15 protein-coding genes are annotated in these 22,532 nt (G+C 64.0%); 7 read left to right on the forward strand and 8 right to left on the reverse strand.

All coding sequences use genetic code 11. The features are described from left to right. Positions 1 to 164: 164 nt before the first annotated feature. Positions 165 to 1,040 carry a segregation and condensation protein A gene (locus ABH945_RS14385; protein ID WP_074763311.1) on the reverse strand — a complete coding sequence of 292 codons (876 nt, stop codon included), beginning with the start codon at positions 1,038 to 1,040 and terminating at the stop codon, positions 165 to 167. Between the two features lie 5 nt (positions 1,041 to 1,045). Continuing rightward, positions 1,046 to 1,231: a DUF3460 family protein gene (locus ABH945_RS14390; protein WP_074763312.1), complete on the reverse strand. Its 186-nt coding sequence runs from the start codon at positions 1,229 to 1,231 to the stop codon at positions 1,046 to 1,048. 234 nt (positions 1,232 to 1,465) lie between these two features. Here ABH945_RS14390 and ABH945_RS14395 point away from each other — a divergent pair, with 234 nt between their 5' ends. Then, a complete protein-coding gene (locus ABH945_RS14395) occupies positions 1,466 to 3,310 on the forward strand; it encodes an autotransporter assembly complex protein TamA (RefSeq protein WP_429250924.1) in 1,845 nt (614 codons plus the stop codon). A 40-nt stretch (positions 3,311 to 3,350) separates the two neighbouring features. Further along, on the forward strand, positions 3,351 to 7,748 hold the full coding sequence (locus ABH945_RS14400) for a translocation/assembly module TamB domain-containing protein (protein ID WP_429250925.1): 4,398 nt from the start codon (positions 3,351 to 3,353) through the stop codon (positions 7,746 to 7,748). A 138-nt stretch (positions 7,749 to 7,886) separates the two neighbouring features. On the opposite strand, the gene metG is transcribed toward ABH945_RS14400, so the two are convergent. Together metG and ABH945_RS14410 are read right to left on the reverse strand one after the other, a co-directional pair. Further along, positions 7,887 to 10,025 (reverse strand): methionine--tRNA ligase, encoded by a 2,139-nt coding sequence (gene metG / locus ABH945_RS14405; protein ID WP_429250926.1) that lies wholly within the window; start codon positions 10,023 to 10,025, stop codon positions 7,887 to 7,889. Between the two features lie 391 nt (positions 10,026 to 10,416). Continuing rightward, positions 10,417 to 11,070 carry an OmpA family protein gene (locus ABH945_RS14410; protein WP_074763316.1) on the reverse strand — a complete coding sequence of 218 codons (654 nt, stop codon included), beginning with the start codon at positions 11,068 to 11,070 and terminating at the stop codon, positions 10,417 to 10,419. Between the two features lie 338 nt (positions 11,071 to 11,408). Between ABH945_RS14410 and apbC the strand changes: the two genes are divergently transcribed. The 5 genes from apbC (at position 11,409) to ABH945_RS14435 (ending at position 17,065) form a co-directional block, all read left to right on the forward strand. Beyond that, positions 11,409 to 12,497 carry an iron-sulfur cluster carrier protein ApbC gene (apbC, locus tag ABH945_RS14415; protein ID WP_429250927.1) on the forward strand — a complete coding sequence of 363 codons (1,089 nt, stop codon included), beginning with the start codon at positions 11,409 to 11,411 and terminating at the stop codon, positions 12,495 to 12,497. A gap of 120 nt (positions 12,498 to 12,617) precedes the next feature. Beyond that, positions 12,618 to 13,151, forward strand: coding sequence for a superoxide dismutase family protein (locus tag ABH945_RS14420; RefSeq protein ID WP_429250928.1), 534 nt, complete (start codon positions 12,618 to 12,620; stop codon positions 13,149 to 13,151). Between the two features lie 273 nt (positions 13,152 to 13,424). After that, entirely contained in the window at positions 13,425 to 13,994 is a 570-nt protein-coding gene (gene dcd / locus ABH945_RS14425; RefSeq protein ID WP_074763319.1) for a dCTP deaminase, read from the forward strand. 87 nt (positions 13,995 to 14,081) lie between these two features. Next, the gene (locus tag ABH945_RS14430; RefSeq protein ID WP_074763320.1) at positions 14,082 to 16,367 is read left to right on the forward strand and encodes an arginine/lysine/ornithine decarboxylase; all 2,286 of its coding nucleotides are present in this window, start codon (positions 14,082 to 14,084) and stop codon (positions 16,365 to 16,367) included. 2 nt (positions 16,368 to 16,369) lie between these two features. Then, positions 16,370 to 17,065: a lysozyme inhibitor LprI family protein gene (locus ABH945_RS14435; RefSeq protein ID WP_074766296.1), complete on the forward strand. Its 696-nt coding sequence runs from the start codon at positions 16,370 to 16,372 to the stop codon at positions 17,063 to 17,065. A 45-nt stretch (positions 17,066 to 17,110) separates the two neighbouring features. Here ABH945_RS14435 and ABH945_RS14440 read toward each other — a convergent pair whose 3' ends face one another. The 4 genes from ABH945_RS14440 to zwf all read right to left on the reverse strand — a co-directional run bounded on the left by ABH945_RS14440 (position 17,111) and on the right by zwf (position 22,503). Continuing rightward, the gene (locus ABH945_RS14440; RefSeq protein WP_429250929.1) at positions 17,111 to 18,037 is read right to left on the reverse strand and encodes a bestrophin family protein; all 927 of its coding nucleotides are present in this window, start codon (positions 18,035 to 18,037) and stop codon (positions 17,111 to 17,113) included. Positions 18,038 to 18,224: 187 nt separating this feature from the next. Continuing rightward, on the reverse strand, positions 18,225 to 20,141 hold the full coding sequence (locus tag ABH945_RS14445) for a bifunctional transcriptional regulator/glucokinase (protein ID WP_074763322.1): 1,917 nt from the start codon (positions 20,139 to 20,141) through the stop codon (positions 18,225 to 18,227). After that, entirely contained in the window at positions 20,119 to 20,850 is a 732-nt protein-coding gene (gene pgl / locus ABH945_RS14450; protein WP_429250930.1) for a 6-phosphogluconolactonase, read from the reverse strand. Before pgl ends, ABH945_RS14445 begins: the two co-directional genes overlap by 23 nt. A gap of 189 nt (positions 20,851 to 21,039) precedes the next feature. Beyond that, complete coding sequence (gene zwf / locus ABH945_RS14455; protein ID WP_074763324.1) at positions 21,040 to 22,503, reverse strand: glucose-6-phosphate dehydrogenase; 1,464 nt, start codon at positions 22,501 to 22,503, stop codon at positions 21,040 to 21,042. Positions 22,504 to 22,532 lie beyond the last annotated feature (29 nt).

Below are 22,532 nucleotides of genomic sequence, written 5' to 3' on the forward strand. Positions count from 1 at the left end.
GCATGATGCGGGCCGCCGCCTCACTGGTAATGACGGGTTCGAAGCGCGGGATTGTAGTGGATTTGTGTGCAGGATGCACCGGAACGAGGCACAAACGGACGCGTAAATAGGACAAAGGCGACGCGAAGGCGACGCCGCCCTGCCTTTTCATACAACGAACCGCTTCAGGCCGGCAAATACGCAAGGCGCACATAGATGGGCGCGAACGGCTCTGCCTGGGTGATTTCGACGAGCGACTCGCGGCACAACTCGAGCACGGCGATGAAATTCACCACGACGACCGGCACGCCACGGGTCGTGTCGAACAGGTCGGAGAATTCGATGAAGCGCGCGTTCTGCAACTGCCGCAGGATCGAACTCATATGCTCGCGCACCGACAGTTCTTCACGCGAAATCTTGTGATGCTGGACCAGCTTCGCGCGCTTGATCACGTCGGCCCACGCCGCGCGCAGGTCTTCGCTGTCCACGTCGGGAAAGCGCGGCGTGATGCTCTGCTCGATATAGACCTCGGCGCGCAGAAAATCGCGGCCGAGTTGCGGCAACTGGTCGATACGCTGCGCGGCGAGCTTCATCTGCTCGTATTCGAGCAGGCGGCGCACCAGTTCCGCACGCGGATCTTCGGCTTCTTCGCCGCTGTCCGCCTTCCTGACCGGCAGCAGCATGCGCGACTTGATTTCGATCAGCATCGCGGCCATCAGCAGATATTCGGACGCGAGTTCGAGATTGGTCTGGCGCAACTGGTCGACGTAACCGAGGTACTGCACCGTGACGTCCGCCATCGGAATGTCGAGCACGTTGAAGTTCTGCTTGCGGATCAGGTACAGCAGCAGATCCAGCGGTCCTTCAAACGTTTCGAGAAAGACTTCGAGTGCGTCGGGCGGGATGTACAGGTCGGTCGGCAGCTTGAACAGCGGTTCGCCATACAGGCGTGCGAACGCAATGCCGTCGACGATGTCGGGCGTCGAATCGGTGGTGGGCGCGGCCAGCGCAGCGTCGGCGGGGGCCGGCGCCGGGCCGTGTGCCTCGTCGGCGTGACTCACGCGAGTCAGAAGTTCTGGTAGTACGAGTAAGGCGTCTGTTCCACGCGCGAGGCTTTCTGCTCGGCGCGTTCGTCCAGATCGATCGGCTGTTTGTCCCACAGCAGCGCGCGGCCGCGGCGTTGCTCGGCTTCAAGATTCGGTTTCTGTTGCTTGAGCTGGTTCAGGAACTGGGTGATGTCCGATTGATACATGGCTCGACGTCCGTGGTGGGTGAGATGGCGGCTGCCCGGCGGAAAGCCGAAGCGCGGCACCGTTAATCCTGAATTTTACCGCATGCGCCGCGCGCGGTCGAAAAACGCCGGCAGCGGTCAGTTTTGAGATCTCGCGGCCCCCGCCGATGTGGTCAAATAGCATGCCTCGCCCGCCGCCGAGCGGCGCGGGACAGGCGTTCGTAAGCATTCTTCAACTATCACTGGAGGTCCTGTTTGGCGGTAGGTGCGATCGACAGGCCGCGTAGGCGGCCCAGCCAGGCCGGGCCGGAGCGCGGGCGTGCAACGCCTGTCCGGCGCTGGCTGCGCGCGTGGTTCGCCTTCGCCATGCTCATGCTGATGTTGTCCGGCCACAGCGCCCACGCCGCTCGCGCGGCCCGCACGACTCCCAGCTACAAGGTCGACGTGGTCGCCACGCCACGCTCGCTGCGCAAGCTGCTCGAAGCGCATCTGGACATCGCGCGGTTCGCCAAACGGCCCAACATCAGCGACGACCAGTTTTCCTTCCTGATTACCGCCACCCCGCAGCAGGTGCGCGACCTCGCCGCCACGCAGGGTTATTTTTCGCCGATCGTGCGCACCGACGTGCAAACCGTCGACGACACGAGGCGCGTGACGGTAAGTGTCGAGCCCGGACCGCAAACCGTGGTCACGTCGGTGTCGGTGTCGTTTCGCGGCGCGGTCATCACCGAAGATCCCGAGCAGGAAAACGCTACGCGCGCGGCGTTTTCGCTGCACGAAGGCGATCCGTTCTCACAAGGCGACTGGGACGACGCGAAAAACGCGGCGCTCAGAACCCTGCAGTCGCGCCGCTATCTGGCCGCGAAGATCTATCACTCCGAGGCGCTGGTCGATCCGCGCACGCACGAGGCGAAGCTCTCGGTCACCTACGAAAGCGGCCCGACCTTCACGATGGGCAAGCTCGACGTATCCGGTACGCGGCGTTACCCCGAGTTCATCGTGCACAACGTCAATCCGATTTCGCCCGGCGATGTCTACGACACGCGGCGGGTGGCCGAATTGCAGCGCCAGCTGCAGAACACGCCGTACTTCGCGAGCGTCGCGATCGATCTCGACAACGACCCGGCCAAACCGCTCGACACACCGGTTCACGTGAAAGTCTCCGAGTTTCCGTACAACAGTATTCGCGGCGGGGTCGGTTATTCGACCGACAACGGTCCACTGGTGCAGGGCGCCTATTCGTATCTGAATACGTTCGGCAAGGCGTGGCCGTTCACGGTCGAAGGCCGCGCCGATCAGACCCAGCAATACGGGCAAATTCAGCTTTCCATGCCGCCGGGGCCGCGCGCGTGGACCAATAGCGTGCTGGCGTCGTACACGACGACGGACGTCTCCGATACGCGCATTTACAGCATTCGCGGCGGCGTGCAGCGCTCACGCACGTCGCAATTTCTCGATTACAGCTACTCGCTGCTGTACTACCAGGACCGGCTCGATCAGAACGCGATTGCGCCGACCACGAGCCGCGCGCTGGTGCCGTCGTGGTCGTGGACCCGGCGTGACACCGACGATCCGCTGTTCCCGCGCCGAGGCAACCTGATCCACGCCGAGGCGGGTTTCGCGATCAAGGGCGTGCTGACCGACCAGACCTTCATTCGCGGCTACGCGCGCGGCCAGCAGTATCTGCCGATCGGCAAGGACGACATCGTGGTGATCCGCGCCGAATTCGGCGGCGTGTTCACGAGCGGCCCGTCGAGCGGCGTGCCGGCGTCGTTGCTGTTCCGCGCGGGCGGCTCGAACTCGGTGCGCGGCTATGGCTTCCAGAGCATCGGTAACAACGTCGACGGCTCGATTCTGCCCACCAAGTACCTCGTCACGGGCGCAGCCGAATACCAGCACTGGTTCTCGCACGACTGGGGCGCGGCCGCGTTCTTCGATATCGGCACCGCCACCGACACCTGGGGCGAAAAAGTCTTCTACCCGGGCGTCGGCCTGGGGGCGCGCTGGCGCAGCCCGGTCGGCCCGGTCAATGTCGATATCGCTTACGGGATCCGCAACAGGAGCGTACGGCCGTACCTGACGCTGGGCATTGCCTTCTGATGAAAACCTGCTTCCACCTCAGCTTCCACCTCACCCACGCATGACTACGGACGTTTCCGATCAACCTTCCGCGCAGCCGGCCGGCGATCCGCCTTCGGGGCAGCCGCCGTCCGATACGCCGCCGCCCGGCCGCAAGCCTGGCCGCTGGCTGCTGAAGACGTTCGCGTGGACGGTCGTCGTGCTGGTGCTGCTGGTCGCGCTGGCCGTGGGGCTGCTGTACGGTGCGCTGACCACCGAGCGCGGCACCGCTTATGCATGGCAGGCCGCAGTCAGACTGCTCGGCGGCAAGCTGGGCGGCACGCTCGAAGGCGGCACGCTCGCGACCGGCGTGCGCCTGCGCGACGTGCGCTGGCGCAGTCTCGACGGCAGCGGCACCGATATCCAGATCGACCGGGTGGCGGGGCGCTGGGCGCTCGCGCGCGATCCATGGCGTTTCACGGTCGACTATCTGCACGTCGGCACGGTCGACGCGCGAGTCGGCGCATCGTCGTCGAGCAGCAGCGAGCCGATGACCTTGCCGAAAGAGTTGCGCCTGCCGCTGCAACTCGACATCCGCGATGTTCGGCTCGACAGTCTGCTGCTGCATCAGGGCGCGTCGACCACCGAGCTGTCGCATTTCGCGTTTCATGGACGCAGCGACGGGCGCCATCACGAAGCGGCGATCGAGCGGCTGGATACGCCGTTCGGCGCGGTGACGGCGTCGGCGAAACTCGACGGCGTGCAGCCGTTTCCGCTGACCGGTGAGATCGCGTACTCAGGCAAGGTCAACAACGAGGCGGTGCAGGTCGGCGGCCATCTGAGCGGGTCGCTCGAGCAGCTGGTCGCCGAACTCGATGCGACCGGCATGAAGCTCGCGGGCCACGCGCGGGTCGAGGCGACGCCGTTCGGCGCGGTGCCGCTGCAACGCGCCACGCTGACTTTCGATCACATCAATCCGCAGGCTTTCGCGCCGGGTGCGCCGCTGGCCGATCTGGCCGTGCGCGCGGAACTCGCGCCGGTTTCGCAAGACGGCGCGGACACGGTTGTGCTGGGGGCGAGTGCGGCGAGTGCGGCTAGTGCAGCGGGCGCGGCAAGCGGCGTGGCTACGGCGACGCGCACGAGCACACCGGCGAGCACGGCAGTCGCAAGCACGGCAAGCGCTGACGCGGCAAGCACCACCCAACCCGTCGCAAAACACGGCGGAAAATCCGCGCATCCGAGCGCAGCGCCCTTCGCCGTCACAGGCCACATCTCGATCGTCAATTCCCGGCCGGGCGCCATCGACCAGAACCTGTTGCCGCTCATCAACGCCAACGCCGACGTGCGGCTCGACGCTCAGGCGCAGCGCATTTCGAACCTGAACGTGCGCCTCGTCAGAACCGCCACGGTCACCGGCAGCGGCGCACTGACCGGCCGGCGCGGGCAACTCGACCTGCGGGTCGCCGGACTCGACCTGAACGCGCTCCAGGCAACCGTGCGGCCCACGCAGCTTTCCGGTCCGATCGGCGTCCGTCTGAACGACGACATTCAAAGTCTCACGCTTGATCTCGCCGATCCGCGTGCCGCCTTGCGCCTGCAGGGCAAGGTGACCTTCGATCCCGCGCGAATCAGCTTCAACGACGTGCGCGTCACGTCCGGCAGCGGCCGTATCGACCTGTCCGGCGCACTGAAGCACGACGCGAATTCCACCTACAACCTGAAAGCGCAACTCACCAACTTCGATCCGCTGACACTCGCGTCGCAAATGCCGTCGCGGGCACCGGCGACGGGGCCGGTGCCCGCCGTCAAGAGCGTCCAGCAACGGCGTAACGAGCGTGCCGCCGCGCAGGTGGGCAGCACGGCCGGCGCGAAAAGCGCGGCGCCGGGCGATCAGGCCGCCGCCGCCGTGAAAAACACCGCCAGGGCGGCCGTGCAGACCGAGGTGGTTCAACGCAAAACGCCGCCGCCCACGAACACCGCGAAACGTGGCGCGGCCATCGCGCGCAAGATCGAAGCGCGGGTGAACGGCACGCTGTCCGCGGCGGGCATGCTCGGGCCGGTGTTCACCACCAAGGCCGAATTCAAGCTCGGCCCAAGTTCCTACGACAACCTGCCGTTGACCGGTGGCGGCACGATCCAGCTGGCCGGCACGCGCATTCTGCCGAGCCGCGCGAACCTGTCGGTGGCGGGCAATCAGGTCGATCTGCAAGGCAGCTTTGGCGCGGCGGGCGACCGGCTGCGGTTCCGCGTCGACGCTCCGCAGCTCGAACGGCTCGGCTTCGGCCTCGCGGGCCTGGTCGACGCCGACGGCGACGTTACCGGCTCGTTCGCGCATCCGAACGTCACGCTGAATTACAAGGCCGCTAGCGTGGTGTTCGGCAGCAATCGCGTCGGCCATGCGGAAGGCCGCGCCGAATTGCGCGACGGCGCAAACGGCGCGCTCGCCTTCACCACCGACGCGAAGAACGTCAGCGCGGGCGGCGTCGATCTGACCACGCTCACGGCCAAGCTGGCGGGCACGCGCGCGAACCACACGTTCGAGGCCGCAGCGACTGGCAAGCTACAGGACCGGCCGCTTGATCTGTCGGTGGCGGCGAACGGCAAGCTGACCGAAGCGCGCGACGGCACGCGTTGGGACGGCACCGTCACGCATCTGCAGAACAAGGGTTTGCCGACGGTGAATCTCGACACGCCGCTGACCGTCAGCGCGGCGCCGAACAGGCTCACGCTCGGCCCCACGCGCCTGACGCTCGAAGGCGCGGTGCTGGCGCTGAAATCGTTCGCGTTCGACCATGGCAAGATCCAGTCGGCGGGCAATCTGACCGGCGTGTCGGTTGCGCGTCTGCAGGAGTTGCGGCACGAGATCACCGGCGAGGCGCCGGTGGTCAAAACCGACCTCGTGTTCGACGGCGACTGGGACTTTTCGCTGGGCGCGACCGCCAGCGGCCACATCCAGTTGAAGCGGCGCGAGGGCGACGTGACGGTCGAAATTGGCCGGGGCCTCGCGTCGATGGGCATTTCCGACATGACCGCGCGCGCCGAATTCAGCGGCGGCAACCGGCTCAACGCCACGCTGCATGCGCAGGCCAGCCGGATCGGCGTGATCGATGCCGACGCCCATACTACGCTGATCTCGCGCGACGGCCTGCTGACCTTCAACGAAGAGGGCGCGTTGTCGGGCAATGTGAACGCCAATGTGCCGTCGCTGAAAACGACCGGCGGCCTGTTTGGTCCGAGCTATCTGCTGGACGGACACCTCGCACTTAAGCTCGCGCTCGGCGGCACGGTCGCCAAGCCGAGCCTGACCGGCGCGCTGACCGGCGACGGTCTGTCGGCAACAATGGTCGATCAGGGCGTGCAACTGAAAGATGGCGTCGTGCGGATCGCGCTGTCGCAGAATCTGGTGGATTTCCAGCAGGTCGAGTTTCATGGCGCGAGCGGCACGCTGCGCGCCACCGGCCGCGTGCGTCTGGACGGCGCGGAGCCGGACCTGACCGCGAGCATCGTCGCAGACAAGCTCGAACTGTTCGCCGCGCCCGACCGCAATCTGTCGCTGACGGGCAGCGCGAGCGTGTCAAACGGCGGGGCGGAGCGCGGCATGGCGATCAACGGCAAATTCGTCGTCGATCACGCGTTGTTCGATCTGCCGGAGCAGGCCGCGCCCAGTCTCGGCGACGACGTCGTGATCATTCGCCCGGATGGCACCCGTTCGGGCGGCCGGCCACGGCCGGTGGCGGGCAGCAATCAGCCGGTCGGGGCATTCGCGCCGCGCGCCAACATCGACATCAGCCTCGGCGACAATTTCCGTTTCCGCGGACAAGGCGCCGACCTCGGGCTGACCGGCACGATCACCGCGATGAGCGCGCCGAACCTGCCGCTGCGCGCGGTCGGCAACGTGCGCGTTACGCAGGGTTCGACCTACACGGCGTTCGGCCGCAAGCTGGCTATCGAGAACGGCTTCTTCACGTTCAACGGGCCGGTGGCGAATCCGGGCATCAACATTCTGGCGATGCGCCGCAACCAGCAGGTCGAAGCCGGAGTTCAGGTGACGGGCACGGTGCAGTTGCCGGTGGCGCGGCTGGTGTCGGAGCCGAACGTGCCGGACAACGAAAAGCTCTCGTGGCTGCTGTTCGGGCACGGCACGGATCAGGGTAATAACCTCGGTCAGCAGAGCACGATGACGACGGCGCTCGCGCTGCTCGGCAGTGCGACCGGCAAGCGGATCGCACAGACGGTCGGGCTCGACGAGTTTTCGGTCGGCCGAAGCGAGGTCGGGTTGACCGATCCGCAGGTGGTGATGGTGTCGAAGGCGATCAACGAGTGGCTCGTGATCGGTTACGAGCAGGGCCTGCAGTCGGCGAGCAACGCGATCAAGGCAACCATCAATCTGACGCGGTACTGGTCGGTCGTGGCGTACGGCGGCACGTTCTATGGAGCGGACGTTCTGTACACGCGGCGTTTCGACCGGATCAGATGGTGATGGGCGCGGCTAGTCTGCTAACCGTATAGGAATAAAAAAACGGCACGCTTTGAAAGCGTGCCGTTTTTCTTGTGTGGTTTGAACCAGAAGTGTCCGAAGCAGAATCTGCCTTGGACACCGCCAGCGCAAGCGCGAGCGTTACTTCACGCGCATGCCCGGCTTCGCGCCGCTATCCGGTTCGAGCACGTACAGACCCGGTTCGGCTTTCTCGTCGGTAGCCGATGCCGCCAGCACCATGCCTTCGGACATGCCGAATTTCATCTTGCGCGGTGCGAGGTTCGCAACCATCACCGTGAGCTTGCCGATCAACTGCTCCGGCTGATAAGCCGACTTGATGCCCGAGAACACGTTGCGGGTTTTCTCTTCGCCCACGTCGAGCGTGAGTTGCAGCAGCTTGTCCGAGCCTTCCACGGCCTTGCAGTCGACGATCTTCGCGATGCGCAGATCGACCTTCGCGAAGTCGTCGATCGAGATCACGCCAGGGGTTTCGTCCTTATCTGCGGCGGCGGCTTTTGCAGCGGCCTTCGACTTGCCCTTCGCGTCGGCCGGCGCAGCCGCTTCCGGCGTGGCTTGCAGCGAGTCGCGATTGGCCGCCAGCAGAGCTTCGATCTGCTTCGGATCGACGCGCGTCATCAGATGCTTGTACGCATTGATCGGACGAGCCGAACTCAACGGCACATTGACGTCGGCCCACACCAGCGGCTCGATGCCGAGGAACGCTTCGACGGCTTCGGCGACCTTCGGCAGCACCGGCTTCAGCGCCAGCGACAGCAAGCGGAACGCCTCGACGCTCACGCTGCAGGTTTCATGCAGCGCGACGGCATTCGCCGGGTCTTTTGCCTGATCCCACGGTTTTGCCGTGTCGACGTAGGCGTTGACCGCGTCGGCGAGATCCATGGTCTGACGCAACGCGCGGTTGTACTCGCGCGCTTCGTAATTCGCGGCGATTTGCGGAATCGCGGCGCGCAACGTAGCGAGCAGCGGATGCTGCATCGCGCTGTCCTGCACGCGGCCTTCGAAACGCTTGATCAGGAAACCGGCGGCGCGGCTCGCGATGTTCACGTATTTGCCGACCAGATCGCTGTTCACGCGCGCCTGGAAGTCGTCGAGGTTCAGGTCGAGGTCTTCCATTGTGCTGTTCAGCTTGGCCGCGAAGTAGTAGCGCAGCCATTCCGGGTTCAGGCCTGTCTCGATCACGCTTTGCGCGGTGATGAAGGTGCCGCGCGACTTCGACATCTTCGCGCCGTCGACGGTCAGGAAGCCGTGCGCGAACACATTGGTCGGCGTGCGATGACCCGAGAATTCGAGCATGGCCGGCCAGAACAGCGTGTGGAAATACAGAATGTCCTTGCCGATGAAGTGATATTGCTCGGCCGTCGACCCCTTGCGGACCCACGCGTCGAAATCGAGACCGCGCTTTTCGGCAAGGTTCTTGAAGCTCGCGTAGTAGCCGACCGGTGCGTCGAGCCACACGTAGAAATACTTGCCGGGCGCGCCAGGAATTTCGAAGCCGAAGTACGGCGCGTCGCGCGAGATGTCCCAGTCGGCGAGCTTGGCTTCGCCGGCGTCGCCGAGCCATTCGCGCATCTTGTTGGTGGCTTCGGGTTGCGCAAGGCCGCCAACCCACGCGCGCAGGAAATTCTCGCAGCGCGGATCGGACAGGCGGAAGAAGTAGTGCGTCGAGGTCTTGCGAACCGGCGTGGCGCCCGAGACGACCGAGTACGGATTGACCAGATCGGTCGGCAGATAAGTCGAGCCGCATACTTCGCAGCTGTCGCCGTATTGATCTTTCGCGCCGCATTTCGGGCATTGACCCTTGATGAAGCGGTCCGGCAGGAACATTTCCTTGACCGGGTCATACGCCTGTTCGATATCGCGCGCCTCGATCAGACCCGCTTCCTTCAGCGCCAGATAGACGTTTTCGCTGAGAACGCGGTTCTCGTCGGAATCGGTCGAATAATAATTGTCGAACGAAATGCCGAAGCTATCGAAGTCGCGCTTGTGTTCCTGCCACACGCGGTCGATCAGCTGCTTCGGCGTCAGACCTTCCTTTTCCGCGCGCAGCATGATCGGCGTGCCGTGCGTGTCGTCGGCGCCCACGTAGTAGACCTCGTGTCCGTGCATTCGCAACGTCCGGACCCAGATGTCCGTCTGGATATATTCGACCAGATGGCCAATATGGATTTGCCCGTTCGCATACGGAAGGGCCGACGTGACGAGAACCTGGCGACGGCCTGACGGCGCGCCTGCGGAGAGATCGGTTGCGGGTGCTGACATAAGGATGGTGGGAGCCTGCGGTGGGACGAAACGTTGATTCTAGCAGGGCGGGCACGTCGCGCGGCGTGGGGCGCAGCCGGGCTATGGCGAATGGGGAGGGCGTACAGCGGGACGTACAGCAGGGCGTGTGGCAAAGGCACACAAACCGAGCGCCCAAAAAAAACCGGGGTTATTAACCCCGGAGCAACAACGACAAGAGGAGAATGGTGCCGCGGCGGCTTCGCCAGCCACGTACCGTAAAGACAGACCGCAGATTTTCGGCAGAGTTCGAAATTTTTTCGTCGTCGTGCGAGATTTTCTTTCTGCAGCTTTTTACGCAGCCTCTACGTTTAGCCGCGCACCGGACGGAACAACCCGGCGCGCGGCTGCATCATTCCCGAAAGTCCTGTGTTTATTGCGTGCTGTGCTGAGCCGTTGCGCGCAGATAGATTTCCACGCGACGGTTGGCCGCACGGCCGGCTTCGGTGTTGTTGTCGGCGATCGGCTGGTTCTGGCCCATGCCTTGTGCCGACAGGCGTTGCGGCGCGACGCCGCGTTGCCCCAGGTAACCCGTCACGCTTTCCGCGCGATTGACGGACAGCGTCTGGTTATACGCCGGCGAGCCTGTGCTGTCGGTATGGCCGACCACTTGCGCGATCACTTCCGGGTTCTGCTGCAGCGTCTGCACCAGTTGATCCAGCACCGGCGCGAACGACGGCTTGATTGCGTAGCTGCTGGTGTCGAACGTGACCGAGCTCGGGATGTTCAGCTTGAGCGAGCCGTCCGGCTGCTCCGTGATCTGCGTGCCGGTGCCCTTGGTGGCGCCCGACAGGCGGTTGTGAATGTTCTGCCAGTTGTAGCCGGTAATGCCGCCCACCGCCGCGCCGACGCCCGCGCCGATCGCCGCGCCCTTGCCGCCGCCGAAGATTGCGCCCAGCGCCGCGCCCGTACCGGCACCCACGCCCGTGCCGACCGCCGTGTTCGTACCCTGTTGGGTCGCGCAGCCCGCCAGCAGCGAGCCGGCAACTGCGAAAATAGCCAGGCGAGTCATGATTTTTGCATTCATTTTCGGTTCCTCTTGAGTGACGCGAATAAAGCAGCGGTAGCGATCAATTTATCTGGTGAACATGACGGTAGTAAAGCCGCGTTGCCCACATGGCGGGAAAACTGCACCGTCTTCAGGTCCGGTCCGACAGTCGAGAAGGGTCTTCCGGCACCGCCCGACGCCTGATATTACAATAACGGGTGAAGTGCCTCGCGATGCGACCCCATGGCTTTCCGCCTGCCCGAAGGGTGCTACGCGAGCCGTGTTTCCGCAATGCTGTCTAACAATTTCTTTCAAATTCCGGCGCGTGGCCGGGACTTCGATTCCGCCGCGCCGCACGTGTTCCCCACGGAGTGTCAATGAGTATCGATCGGGCTTTGGTCGACGCTGCCCTCGCGGCCGTCGCCGACCCCAACACCGGCTCGCCGTACGCGGCCGCCAAAAACATCCGGAACGTAGCCGTGGAGGGCGACACCGTCAGCCTCCAGATCGTGCTCGGCTATCCGGCCAAACGCCAGTTCGAAGCGATCCGCACGCAGTTCGCCGACGCGTTGCGCACCGTGCCGGGCGTCGCGAAAGCGCGCATCGACGTGTCCACGCAGATCGCCGCCCATACCGTTCAGCGCGGTGTGAAACTCTTGCCGAACGTGAAAAACATCGTCGCCGTGGCATCCGGCAAGGGCGGTGTCGGCAAGAGCACGACCGCGGTGAATCTGGCGCTCGCGCTGGCGAGCGAAGGCGCGTCGGTCGGCATTCTCGACGCGGACATTTACGGCCCGTCGCTGCCAATGATGCTCGGCATCGAAGGCCGTCCCGAATCGCCCGACGACAAGTCGATGAACCCGATGACCGGCCACGGCGTGCAGGCCAATTCGATTGGCTTCCTGATCGAGCAGGACAACCCGATGGTGTGGCGCGGCCCGATGGCGACCTCGGCATTGGAGCAACTGCTTCGGCAGACCAACTGGCACGACCTCGACTATCTGATCGTCGACATGCCGCCGGGCACCGGCGACATTCAGCTGACCTTGTCGCAGCGCGTGCCGGTCACCGGCGCGGTGATCGTCACGACGCCGCAGGACATCGCGCTGCTCGACGCGAAGAAGGGCCTCAAGATGTTCGAGAAAGTCGGCATTCCGATCCTCGGCATCGTCGAGAACATGGGCATGCATATCTGCTCGAACTGCGGCCACGAAGAGCACATTTTCGGCGCGGGCGGCGGCGAGCGGATGGGTAAGGAGTACGGCGTCGACGTGCTCGGCAGCCTGCCGCTCGACATCGCTATCCGCGAGCAGGCCGACTCGGGTACGCCCACTGTCGTGGCCGATCCGGATGGCCGTATCGCGGAGATCTACCGGTCGATCGCGCGCAAGGTGGCGATCCATATTGCAGAACGCTCGCGCGACATGACATCGAAGTTTCCGAACATCGTTGTGCAGAACACCTGATCCGTCGTTCGGACAAGGGGCCAAGGCGTCTTTTTGCGCCTGGTCTCGCGGTATCATGTCGACTTCAAAGGTTCGGTCCGGCGGCCGCAGGGGCGGCCGCCAGGCCGGCAAGAGGATCGCATGGGAAAACGAATCGACGGGCAGGCAGTGCATGCGTTCATTGTTCTGGCTGTCAGCTGTGTGCTGCTCTCAGGCTGCAGCACATTCCTGAGACCACAGGAAAAGCGCGCCGACGCGCAATTGCTGCCCACCGTGGGCAATCAGGCGCGCGGCCTCGTGACGTTTATCGAGCGCTCGGACGGCGTGCAGGTTACCTACAATCTCGGGGGCTTGCCGCCCAACAGCGATCACGCGTTGCAGGTTCACGAGCGCGGCGACTGCAATGCCGCCGACGGCTCCAGCACGGGCCAGGTGTTCTCGCCGGCGGCCGAGCGTCTGAAGGCGGGCGCGCGGGTCGAGGGAGATCTCGGCAACATTCACGCAGACGACAACGGCGTGGCAACCGGCTTCATCGTCGCGCCGGACGTTTCGCTCGACGGCATTCGCTCGGTGTTGCAGCGCGCCGTCGTGCTGCATCGCGACGCAACCGACCCGTATGCGTATCCGCAACTCGGCGCAGGTCCCGCGATTGCGTGCGGCGTGATTCGTCAATAAGCGCTGGCCAGCGGCAAGTCCAGTATGAACGGCGAGTTCTGAAGGGTGCACAGCGCCCATCTGACATTGCCCGCAGCACCATTCCCATGATCGCGTAAAATAAGCGCCTTTCATCCGGATGCCTGCCGGTCAATCCGGCCGCAGACGCCGGCGCACCGGCCTGACGCCGCGGCGCAACCGCCAGGGCGCGCTTCGAAAGTCGCCCGGGCTTCCGGGTTGTTATCCGCGGTTATCCGTCACACATCTGTCATTCAAGTCGAGCAGCGTTCACCTATGACCATCAAATCCGACAAGTGGATCCGGCGCATGGCCGAGTCGCACAAGATGATCGAGCCGTTTGCGCCCGATCAGGTCCGCGTTTCCGAAGACGGCCGGAAGATTGTCAGCTATGGCACGTCGAGCTACGGCTACGACATTCGCTGCGCCGACGAATTCAAGATCTTCACCAATATCAACTCGACCATCGTCGATCCGAAGAACTTTGACGAGAAGTCGTTTGTCGACTTCAAGGGCGATGTCTGCATCATCCCGCCGAATTCGTTTGCGCTGGCCCGCACCGTCGAATACTTCCGCATTCCGCGCACGGTGCTGACCGTGTGTCTGGGCAAGTCCACGTACGCGCGTTGCGGGATCATCGTCAACGTGACGCCGTTCGAGCCGGAATGGGAAGGTCACGTCACGCTCGAATTCTCGAATACGACACCTTTGCCTGCGAAAATCTACGCGAACGAAGGCGTCGCGCAGGTGCTGTTTTTCGAAAGCGACGAAATTTGTGAGACGTCGTACGCGGATCGCGGCGGCAAATATCAAGGTCAGCACGGCGTCACGTTGCCCAGGACGTGACGTCCGCAGCGTACTGACCCACCAGCTACACCGGGTGACCGCTGCAATTTACAGAATGCAGCGGTCGTTCTTTTTGGAGAATCGCCCATGAAGTTTCGTTTTCCCGTCGTCATCATCGACGAAGATTTCCGCTCCGAGAATATCTCGGGTTCCGGCATCCGGGCTTTGGCCGAAGCTATCGAGAAAGAAGGCGCGGAAGTGCTCGGGTTGACGAGCTACGGCGACCTGGCCTCGTTCGCGCAGCAGTCGAGCCGGGCATCGTGCTTTATCCTGTCGATCGACGACGACGAACTGCTGCCGTACGTCGATAACGTGGTGGTGGAAGGCGAGACGCCCGAACTGGCCGCCGCGATCATCGCGTTGCGCGCGTTCGTGGCCGAAGTGCGCCGCCGCAACGCCGACATTCCGATCTTCCTGTACGGCGAAACGCGCACGTCGCGCCATCTGCCGAACGACATCCTGCGCGAACTGCATGGTTTCATCCACATGTTCGAGGACACGCCGGAGTTCGTCGCGCGCCACATCATCCGCGAGACCAAGGTGTATCTGGATTCGCTCGCGCCGCCGTTCTTCAAGGAACTGGTGCAGTACGCGGACGAAGGTTCGTACTCGTGGCACTGCCCGGGTCACTCGGGCGGCGTCGCGTTCCTGAAGAGCCCGCTCGGCCAGATGTTCCACCAGTTCTTCGGCGAGAACATGCTGCGCGCCGACGTCTGCAATGCCGTCGACGAACTCGGCCAACTGCTTGACCACACGGGTCCGGTCGCCGCTTCCGAGCGCAACGCCGCGCGCATTTTCAGCGCCGACCACGTGTTCTTCGTCACCAACGGCACGTCCACGTCGAACAAGATCGTCTGGCACGGCACGGTTGCGCCGGGCGACATCGTGCTGGTGGACCGCAACTGCCACAAGTCGATCCTGCACGCGATCACGATGACCGGCGCGATTCCGGTGTTCCTCACGCCGACGCGCAACAACTTCGGCATCATCGGCCCGATTCCGCGCAGCGAATTCGAGCCGGAAAACATCAAGAAGAAGATTCTCGCGAACCCGTTCGCACGCGAAGCGCTCGCGAAGAATCCGGACCTGAAGCCGCGCATTCTGACGATCACGCAAAGCACGTACGACGGCGTGATCTACAACGTCGAAATGATCAAGGAGATGTTGGGCGACTGGCTCGACACGCTGCACTTCGACGAAGCGTGGCTGCCGCACGCCGAATTCCACGAGTTCTATCAGGACATGCACGCGATTGGCGCGGGCCGTCCGCGGATCGGCGCGCTGGTGTTCGCGACGCACTCCACACACAAGCTGCTGGCCGGCATCTCGCAGGCTTCGCAGATCGTCGTGCAGGATTCGAAGAACAGCCGCTTCGACAAGCACCGCTTCAATGAAGCGTACCTGATGCACACGTCCACCAGCCCGCAGTACGCGATCATCGCGTCGTGCGACGTGGCCGCGGCGATGATGGAGTCGCCGGGAGGCCCGGCGCTGGTCGAGGAATCGATTGCCGAGGCGCTCGATTTCCGCCGGGCGATGAGCAAGGTCGACGCCGAATACGGCGACGAGTGGTTCTTCAAGGTGTGGGGTCCCGACACGTTCGCCGAGGAAGGTATCGGCTCGCGCGAAGACTGGATGCTGCGCCCGGACGACGCGTGGCACGGCTTCGGCTCTCTGGCCGAAGGCTTCAACATGCTCGACCCGATCAAGGCGACCATCGTCACGCCGGGTCTGGACATGGACGGCGGCTTCGGCGAGACCGGCATTCCGGCCGCGATCGTCACGAAGTATCTGGCCGAGCACGGCATCATCGTCGAGAAGACGGGGCTGTATTCGTTCTTCATCATGTTCACGATCGGCATCACGAAGGGTCGCTGGAACTCGATGGTGACCGAGTTGCAACAGTTCAAGGACGACTACGACAACAACCAGCCGCTGTGGCGCGTGTTGCCCGAATTCGTCCAGCATCACCCGATGTACGAGCGCGTCGGCCTGCGCGATCTGTGTCAGCAGATCCACAGCGTCTATCGTGCCAACGACATCGCGCGTCTGACGACCGAGATGTACCTGTCGAGCATGGAACCGGCGATGAAGCCGTCCGATGCGTTCGCGAAGCTCGCGCACCGCGAGATCGACCGGGTGCCGATCGACGAACTCGAAGGCCGTGTCACGTCGATCCTGTTGACGCCGTATCCGCCGGGCATCCCGCTGCTGATTCCGGGCGAGCGCTTCAACAAGACTATCGTCAACTATCTGCGTTTCGCTCGCGAGTTCAACGAGCGCTTCCCGGGCTTCCATACGGATATCCACGGGCTGGTTGGCGAAACGATTAACGGGCGCATCGAATATTTCGTCGATTGCGTTCGCGGCTGACGATGCGGGCTGTGAAGTCCCTGTTGTGTGCGCTGACGGTCGTGTCGGCGGCGTGGATTGGCGGGGTGTCGGCGGCACATGCCGAAGTCGCCGCCGCCGATCCGATCGACGCGTCGATGCGCTCGTGTCTCGCGCGCAGCGACATGTCGACGACGACGGGGCAGGTGCAGTGCATGGACAACGCGCGGATCGGCTGGAAGGCTGCGCTGGACAGCGCGTGGCAGCAGCTTCAGACGAAGTTGCCGCCCGCGCGCCGCAAGTTGTGGGAAAAGAGCCAGGCAAGCTGGCTGGCTTCGCGCGACGCCGAGCAGCAGTTGCTGGCCGCCGTGTTCGTCACGACGCGCGGCTCGATGTATGTGCTGGCGGAAGCCGACATGCAGTTGCAGCCGGTGCGCGACCGCGCGCTCGCGCTGCGCACGGCGGTGGCTCAGGCGGGTAGTCCGCCGCCGCGCCGTCCGCGTGCGTGTAGTGCGGATGCGCACTGCGAGCACGCGATGTTCGATCTGAACCGTTATTACCGCCGCCTGCAGTCGAAGATGCCAGCGCATTCGCGTCCTGCACTGGTGCGTGCGCAGCGCGCATGGACTGCGTATCTGAACGCGGCGACAGCGGTAATCGACGAACGCGGCCGGATCGACATCATCGGCGCGCGGGTGGCGACGCTCAAGCGTCTGTCGGAAACGGTCGGGAACGACTGAGCGCCGTTCCCGTTCCTGCCTGAATCTTCAAGCTCGAATTCGCAATCAATCGAGCTGATAATCCTCGGACCGTCGTCCCGGTACGGCTAGTGACGGCTCGCCGCGCAGATCGCGGGTGGCGTCTTCGATCATCGCGGACATCGTGTTCAGCGCGAGGTCGTTGTCGTCGGTGCCGAACGGCTCTTCGATCTGCGACGCGATCGCTTCGTGCGCCATGAACGTGTACGCGACAAATACCGCGAACACTGGCGTGAAAATGCCGATGCTGTCCACCAGCCCGAACGGCAGCGACGCGCAGAAGAAATACACGGTGCGGTGAATCATCACCGAATACGCGAACGGCAGCGGCGTCGACGCGATGCGCTCGCATCCGCCGATCACATCGGAAAGCCCGTTCAGATTGCGATCGATCGCATTCACCGCCATCGGCTCGAACGCACCGGCGCGCGCTTGCCGTTGCACCCATTCGCCGAGAAACAGCAGCAGCGTCGCGGGCTTGTAACGCGACGCCATCACGCGCTCGGTGAGCGCGGCGGGCACACGTGCGGCGAGGTCGTCGCGCGGATCGCCGCGCCGGAGTTGATGCCGCAGTGCATGAGGCAACCCGCTCAGCGCGGCGAAAAACTCGTCGAGATCTTCTTTGGGAATTTGCCGCGACGGCAACGTCATCACCTGACGCGTCAGCGAGCGCGATTCGTTCAGCAGTTGACCCCACAGTTTGCGCGCTTCCCACCAGCGGTCGTAGCTGGCGTTATTGCGGAAGCCGAGAAAGACCGCGAGCGCGATGCCGATCAGCGAGAAGGGCGCGGTGGTGTTCAGGTTGAGCGAGATGGGCAGCAGATGATCGTGCGCGGCTACGGCGACGATCGAGATGCAGAAAATCAGGAAGAGCCGCGGGAGCAACTGCGGCAGGACCGAGCCCCGCCACGCGAGCAGCATGCGGAACCAATGGAGATGCGGACGGATGATCATTGGGTTGAGCGGCGAGTCGTAAGCGAGAGAGTGCTTATTATCGCTTTTTGTCCGCGCCGCGCGGATCGGCGCGTGCAGCCGCCAACCTTACGCGGACTGTCGGAGCCGGCTCGCAAAACGACGAACGGCCCGCGCCGCACGCATCTCGTCGATGCAGCGGGCGCGGGCCGTTCAGTCGAACAGCCGCTTAGTCGCGCGCCGACGAAGCTGCGCCGTGGCTCAGCCAGTCGAGCACGGCTGTGGCGTCGTCATCGGCGCCTTCACGCGCTTTCGCAACGGTCTCGGCGACATCCGCGCTAGGTACCGCGCGACGAATCGCCACACCGACCGCGAGAATGTCGATCATCACCAGATGCAGGATGCGCGAGATCATCGACAACTGCGATTCGCGAATCTCGATGTGATCGGTTTCGAGCGCGACGGTGGCACGTTTGGCCAACGGCGTATTGCTCGACGTGATCGCGATCACCTTCGCGCCGGCCTGCATCGCGACATCGAGCACGCGCAGCAACTCGGGTGCGCGGCCTGACTTCGAGACCGCCACGATCACGTCGCCCTTGCCGAGCAAGGCCGCCGACGCCGCCTGCATGTACAGGTCGCCATAAGCAATGGTCGGAATGCCGAAGCGGAAGAACTTGTAGTGCGCGTCCTGCGCGACGATGTTCGAATTGCCGAGGCCGTAGAACTCGATGCGCCGCGCGCCGTTCAACAGATCGATCGCGCGTTCGACATGCTCGAAGTTCAGATGCTCGCGCAACTGCAGGATCGCCGACACGGTGTTGTCGAGCACCTTCGCGCCGAAGTCGGTCGCGGTGTCGCCGAGATGCACCTGGCTGTGGCTGACCGGAATCGTGCCCGTCAGACCCGTAGCGAGCTTCAGCTTGAAATCCGACAGACCCTGGCAGCCGAGCGAACGGCAGAAGCGGATCACCGTCGGCTGACTCACGTCGGCCTTGCGCGCGATGTCGACGATCGGATCGTTGATGATCGAACGCGGGTGATTCAGCGCGAGATCGGCGACACGGCGCTCGGCCGGTGTCAGCGCATCGCGCATCTGGCGAATCCGCTCGAATACCGCCGACGAACTGCCGCCCGCGCGATTCGACAACTGCTCGGCGAGAATCGCCGAGACGCCGAGGAATGCCGGATATTCAGCGGTAATCACGTAGGTCGGTACGTTCTGCAGATACGCCTCGAAGCGGCCTTTCGCCTCGAAGCGCTTGCGGAACGACGAACGCGCGAAGAACTCGCCGAGTCGCGGCACGACGCCGCCGCCGATGTAGATGCCGCCCAGCGCGCCGAGCGTCACCGCGATATTGCCTGCGAACGTGCCGAGAATGCCGCAGAACACATCGACCGATTCGGCCGCCAGCGGCTCGCCTTCCAGCGCGCGCTTGACGATCTCGATTGTGTCGACGTTCGACGCCACGCGCTTCTTGTCGCGGCCCGCGAGCGCGCGATAGATCACTTCAATGCCGGGGCCCGCCGCCACACGTTCAAACGACACATGCGACCACTTCTTGCGCGCGTATTGCAGCACGATGTCTTCGCGTTCGTCGGCCGGCGCGAAGGTGGCGTGACCGCCTTCGCTGCCGAGCGCGATCCAGCGGTCGTCGGCGGGAATCAGGCCGGACACGCCCATGCCGGTGCCGGGGCCGAGCAGGCCGATCACGCTATTCGGACGACGTGCGCCGCCGCCCACCTGCACGCGCTGCGCGTCGGTGAGACCGGGCAGCGCCATTGCCAGCGCGGTGAAGTCGTTCACCACCAGCAGCGTGTCGAAACCGAGCGCGCGGCGCGTGGCTTCGATCGAAAAGCTCCAGTCGTGATTCGTCATGCTCACCTGATCGCCGTCGACCGGGTTCGCAATCGCAATCGCCGCGTGATTCACGCGGCCGATCTTGTTGTCCTTCAGATACTTCTTGATAACGTCGGCAACACCCGGATAGCTCGCGCACGGATAGACCTGCACCGAGCCGATTTCGCCCGGGCCGGTTTCCAGCGCGAAACGCGCGTTGGTGCCGCCGATGTCGGCCAGCAGCCTGGGTCCATCGGCGTGCTGGCCCGCGCCAGGCACTGCCTTAGTTTGCACACCAGTAGACATCGAGTCTCACTCCCTTGTCGTTTGCCAACTGCGAGATGGCATTTTTTTGTAGCGAAGCGGTGGCTGCGTTCAGCACGTCCATCTTTCGCGGTCCAGCGATCAGCAAAAACAGATGCTTCACTTCTTTCAATGCGGAGAGCGACCAGCTCACGCGCGCATGCGGCGCGGCGCCGGGATGCACGGCGACGAAGCGTTCGGTCGTCGTGATCGCGTGATCCCATTCGGGCGAGTCGGCGAAGATCGACGCCGTGTGGCCGTCTTCGCCCATGCCGAGAATCGCGACGTCCGGCACTGCGCTGAAACGCGGGTCGGCGTTCAGCGCGGCGACATGCGCGTTCAGATCCTGGGTGGTGTCGACCAGCGGCCAGTACACGGTATTCGCGGCCGCATTCTGCAACAGCGTGCCGTGCACGAGTTGCGAGTTGCTCGCGCTGTCCGTCTCCGGCACCCAGCGATCATCGACCAGCGTCACGGCAATGTGCGGCCAGTCGAAAGCTTGCGTGGATAACGTTTGCAGGAACGGACGCGGACTGCTGCCGCCGGACACTGCAAGCAGGGCCGGACGGACGGCAGCGGTGGTCGTGCCGGTAGTGGACGTGCCGGTAGCGGCCGCCTGAGCGGCGAGCGACGCATGTAACGCGTCGCCAACCGCCTTCGCCAGCGCGTCGGATTGGGCGCGTTGGTCGTCGAAAGCGTGAAGCTGGATCACTTCTCCTCCGTGCTGCTTTCTTGTTGGATCTGCGGAATCTGCCGGGTTTCTTTCGCGCGATGCCCGCAGGGCGGGGTGCCTCGTGAGCGCTTGCGCGATACCGGCGCGATTCCGTTCAGTTCGTCGGTGGGTCTTGCTGACGTCGCGGCGGGTTCAACCGGTAGGTCGGGCCCGTTGCGGCGCCTTCAATCAATTCTCTTCTTCGAGCCAGCAGGTGCCGTGCTGCGCGAGCATCGCGCTGGCGGCCGCCGGCCCCCAGGTGCCCGAAGCGTAAGGCTTGGGCGCCTTGTTCGACGCCTTCCAGTCGTTCAGGATCGGCTCGACCCAGCGCCATGCCGCTTCCTGCTCGTCGCGGCGCACGAACAGCGCGAGGCGTCCGTTGATCACGTCGAGCAGCAGACGTTGATACGCCTCCATTTGCCCTTCGCGGAAGAACTGGTCGAACGCGAGATCGAGGTGGACGCTCGCGAGATTCATGCCTTCGCCGGGCTGCTTCGCGAGGCAGTAGAGGCGAATGGTTTCATTCGGCTGCAAGCGGATCACGAGACGGTTCGCACCGGCGCGCAACGCGGAAGCGCCCAGCGCCGAATGCGGCACCGCACGAAAATTCACGACGATTTCAGCGACGCGATCGGCCAGGCGCTTGCCGGTGCGCAGGAAAAACGGCACACCTGCCCAACGCCAGTTTTCGATCTCGACCTTCAACGCGACGAAGGTTTCAGTGGTGCTGTCCGGCTTCACGCCGGGTTCGGTCGCATAGGCCGGAACCGGCGTGCCGCGAATGCCGCCCGCATGATACTGACCGCGCACCGCGACCTTGCCGATCTCGTTCGGATCGATCGGTTTCAGCGCGCGCAGCACGCGCAGCTTTTCGTCGCGGACCGAGTCCGAATCCATCGAGTGCGGCGGTTCCATCGCGACGATCGAAAGCAGCTGCAGCAAATGGTTCTGCACCATGTCGCGCAATGCGCCGGTGTTGTCGTAGAAGTCGCCGCGCGCTTCGACGCCGAGTTCTTCGGCAATCGTGATCTGGATGCTCTCGACCCATTCGCGACGCCACAACGGTTCGAACAGCGCATTGCCGAAGCGCAGCGCGAGCAGGTTCTGCACCGGCTCTTTACCGAGGTAGTGGTCGATCCGGTAGATCTGTTCTTCGGCGAAGATCTTGCCGACCGCATCGTTGATCGCATTCGACGATTTGAGGTCGTAACCGAGCGGCTTTTCCAGCACGATGCGTGCGTTTTCGTTCAGTCCGACCGACGCCAGCGCATGGCAGATCGGCACGAACAGCGACGGACCCGTGGCCAGATAGAACACGCGGATGCCAGGCAGATCCTGAATGGCGTCGCGCAGATGCGTGAAGTCTTCGGGATTGCCGAGATCGATCTTCACGAACTCGATACGCGTGAGGAAACTCGCCCACGCCGCTTCATCCAGACCCTTCTTCGACACATGCGGTTTGACGTGTTCGTTCACCCACTGCAGGTATTCGTCGCGATTCGCCGCATGCCGCGCCACGGCGACGATCTTGCCGCTGTCGGCGAGCATGCCGCCTGCACGATGTGCTTCAAACAGTGCCGGCAGGATCTTGCGCATCGACAGATCGCCGGTTCCGCCGAAGAGAACGAAGGTGAAGCTTGAATCGGTTTGCATGAGTCTCCGTCGATGTCCTGGGGTCGCCG

The sequence above is a fragment of the Paraburkholderia sp. GAS333 genome, assembly GCF_050435665.1.
In the GTDB taxonomy this organism is placed as follows: Bacteria; Pseudomonadota; Gammaproteobacteria; order Burkholderiales; family Burkholderiaceae; genus Paraburkholderia; species Paraburkholderia fungorum_A.

Bases quoted from the DNA above. Each gene is read 5' to 3' on its own strand.
- ABH945_RS14390 (WP_074763312.1), bottom strand. From the start codon at position 1,231: ATGTATCAATCGGACATCACCCAGTTCCTGAACCAGCTCAAGCAACAG.
- ABH945_RS14400 (WP_429250925.1), top strand. From the start codon at position 3,351: ATGACTACGGACGTTTCCGATCAACCTTCCGCGCAGCCGGCCGGCGAT.
- metG (WP_429250926.1), bottom strand. From the start codon at position 10,025: ATGTCAGCACCCGCAACCGATCTCTCCGCAGGCGCGCCGTCAGGCCGT.
- ABH945_RS14410 (WP_074763316.1), bottom strand. From the start codon at position 11,070: ATGAATGCAAAAATCATGACTCGCCTGGCTATTTTCGCAGTTGCCGGC.
- apbC (WP_429250927.1), top strand. From the start codon at position 11,409: ATGAGTATCGATCGGGCTTTGGTCGACGCTGCCCTCGCGGCCGTCGCC.
- ABH945_RS14420 (WP_429250928.1), top strand. From the start codon at position 12,618: ATGGGAAAACGAATCGACGGGCAGGCAGTGCATGCGTTCATTGTTCTG.
- dcd (WP_074763319.1), top strand. From the start codon at position 13,425: ATGACCATCAAATCCGACAAGTGGATCCGGCGCATGGCCGAGTCGCAC.
- ABH945_RS14430 (WP_074763320.1), top strand. From the start codon at position 14,082: ATGAAGTTTCGTTTTCCCGTCGTCATCATCGACGAAGATTTCCGCTCC.
- ABH945_RS14435 (WP_074766296.1), top strand. From the start codon at position 16,370: ATGCGGGCTGTGAAGTCCCTGTTGTGTGCGCTGACGGTCGTGTCGGCG.
- ABH945_RS14440 (WP_429250929.1), bottom strand. From the start codon at position 18,037: ATGATCATCCGTCCGCATCTCCATTGGTTCCGCATGCTGCTCGCGTGG.
- ABH945_RS14445 (WP_074763322.1), bottom strand. From the start codon at position 20,141: ATGTCTACTGGTGTGCAAACTAAGGCAGTGCCTGGCGCGGGCCAGCAC.
- zwf (WP_074763324.1), bottom strand. From the start codon at position 22,503: ATGCAAACCGATTCAAGCTTCACCTTCGTTCTCTTCGGCGGAACCGGC.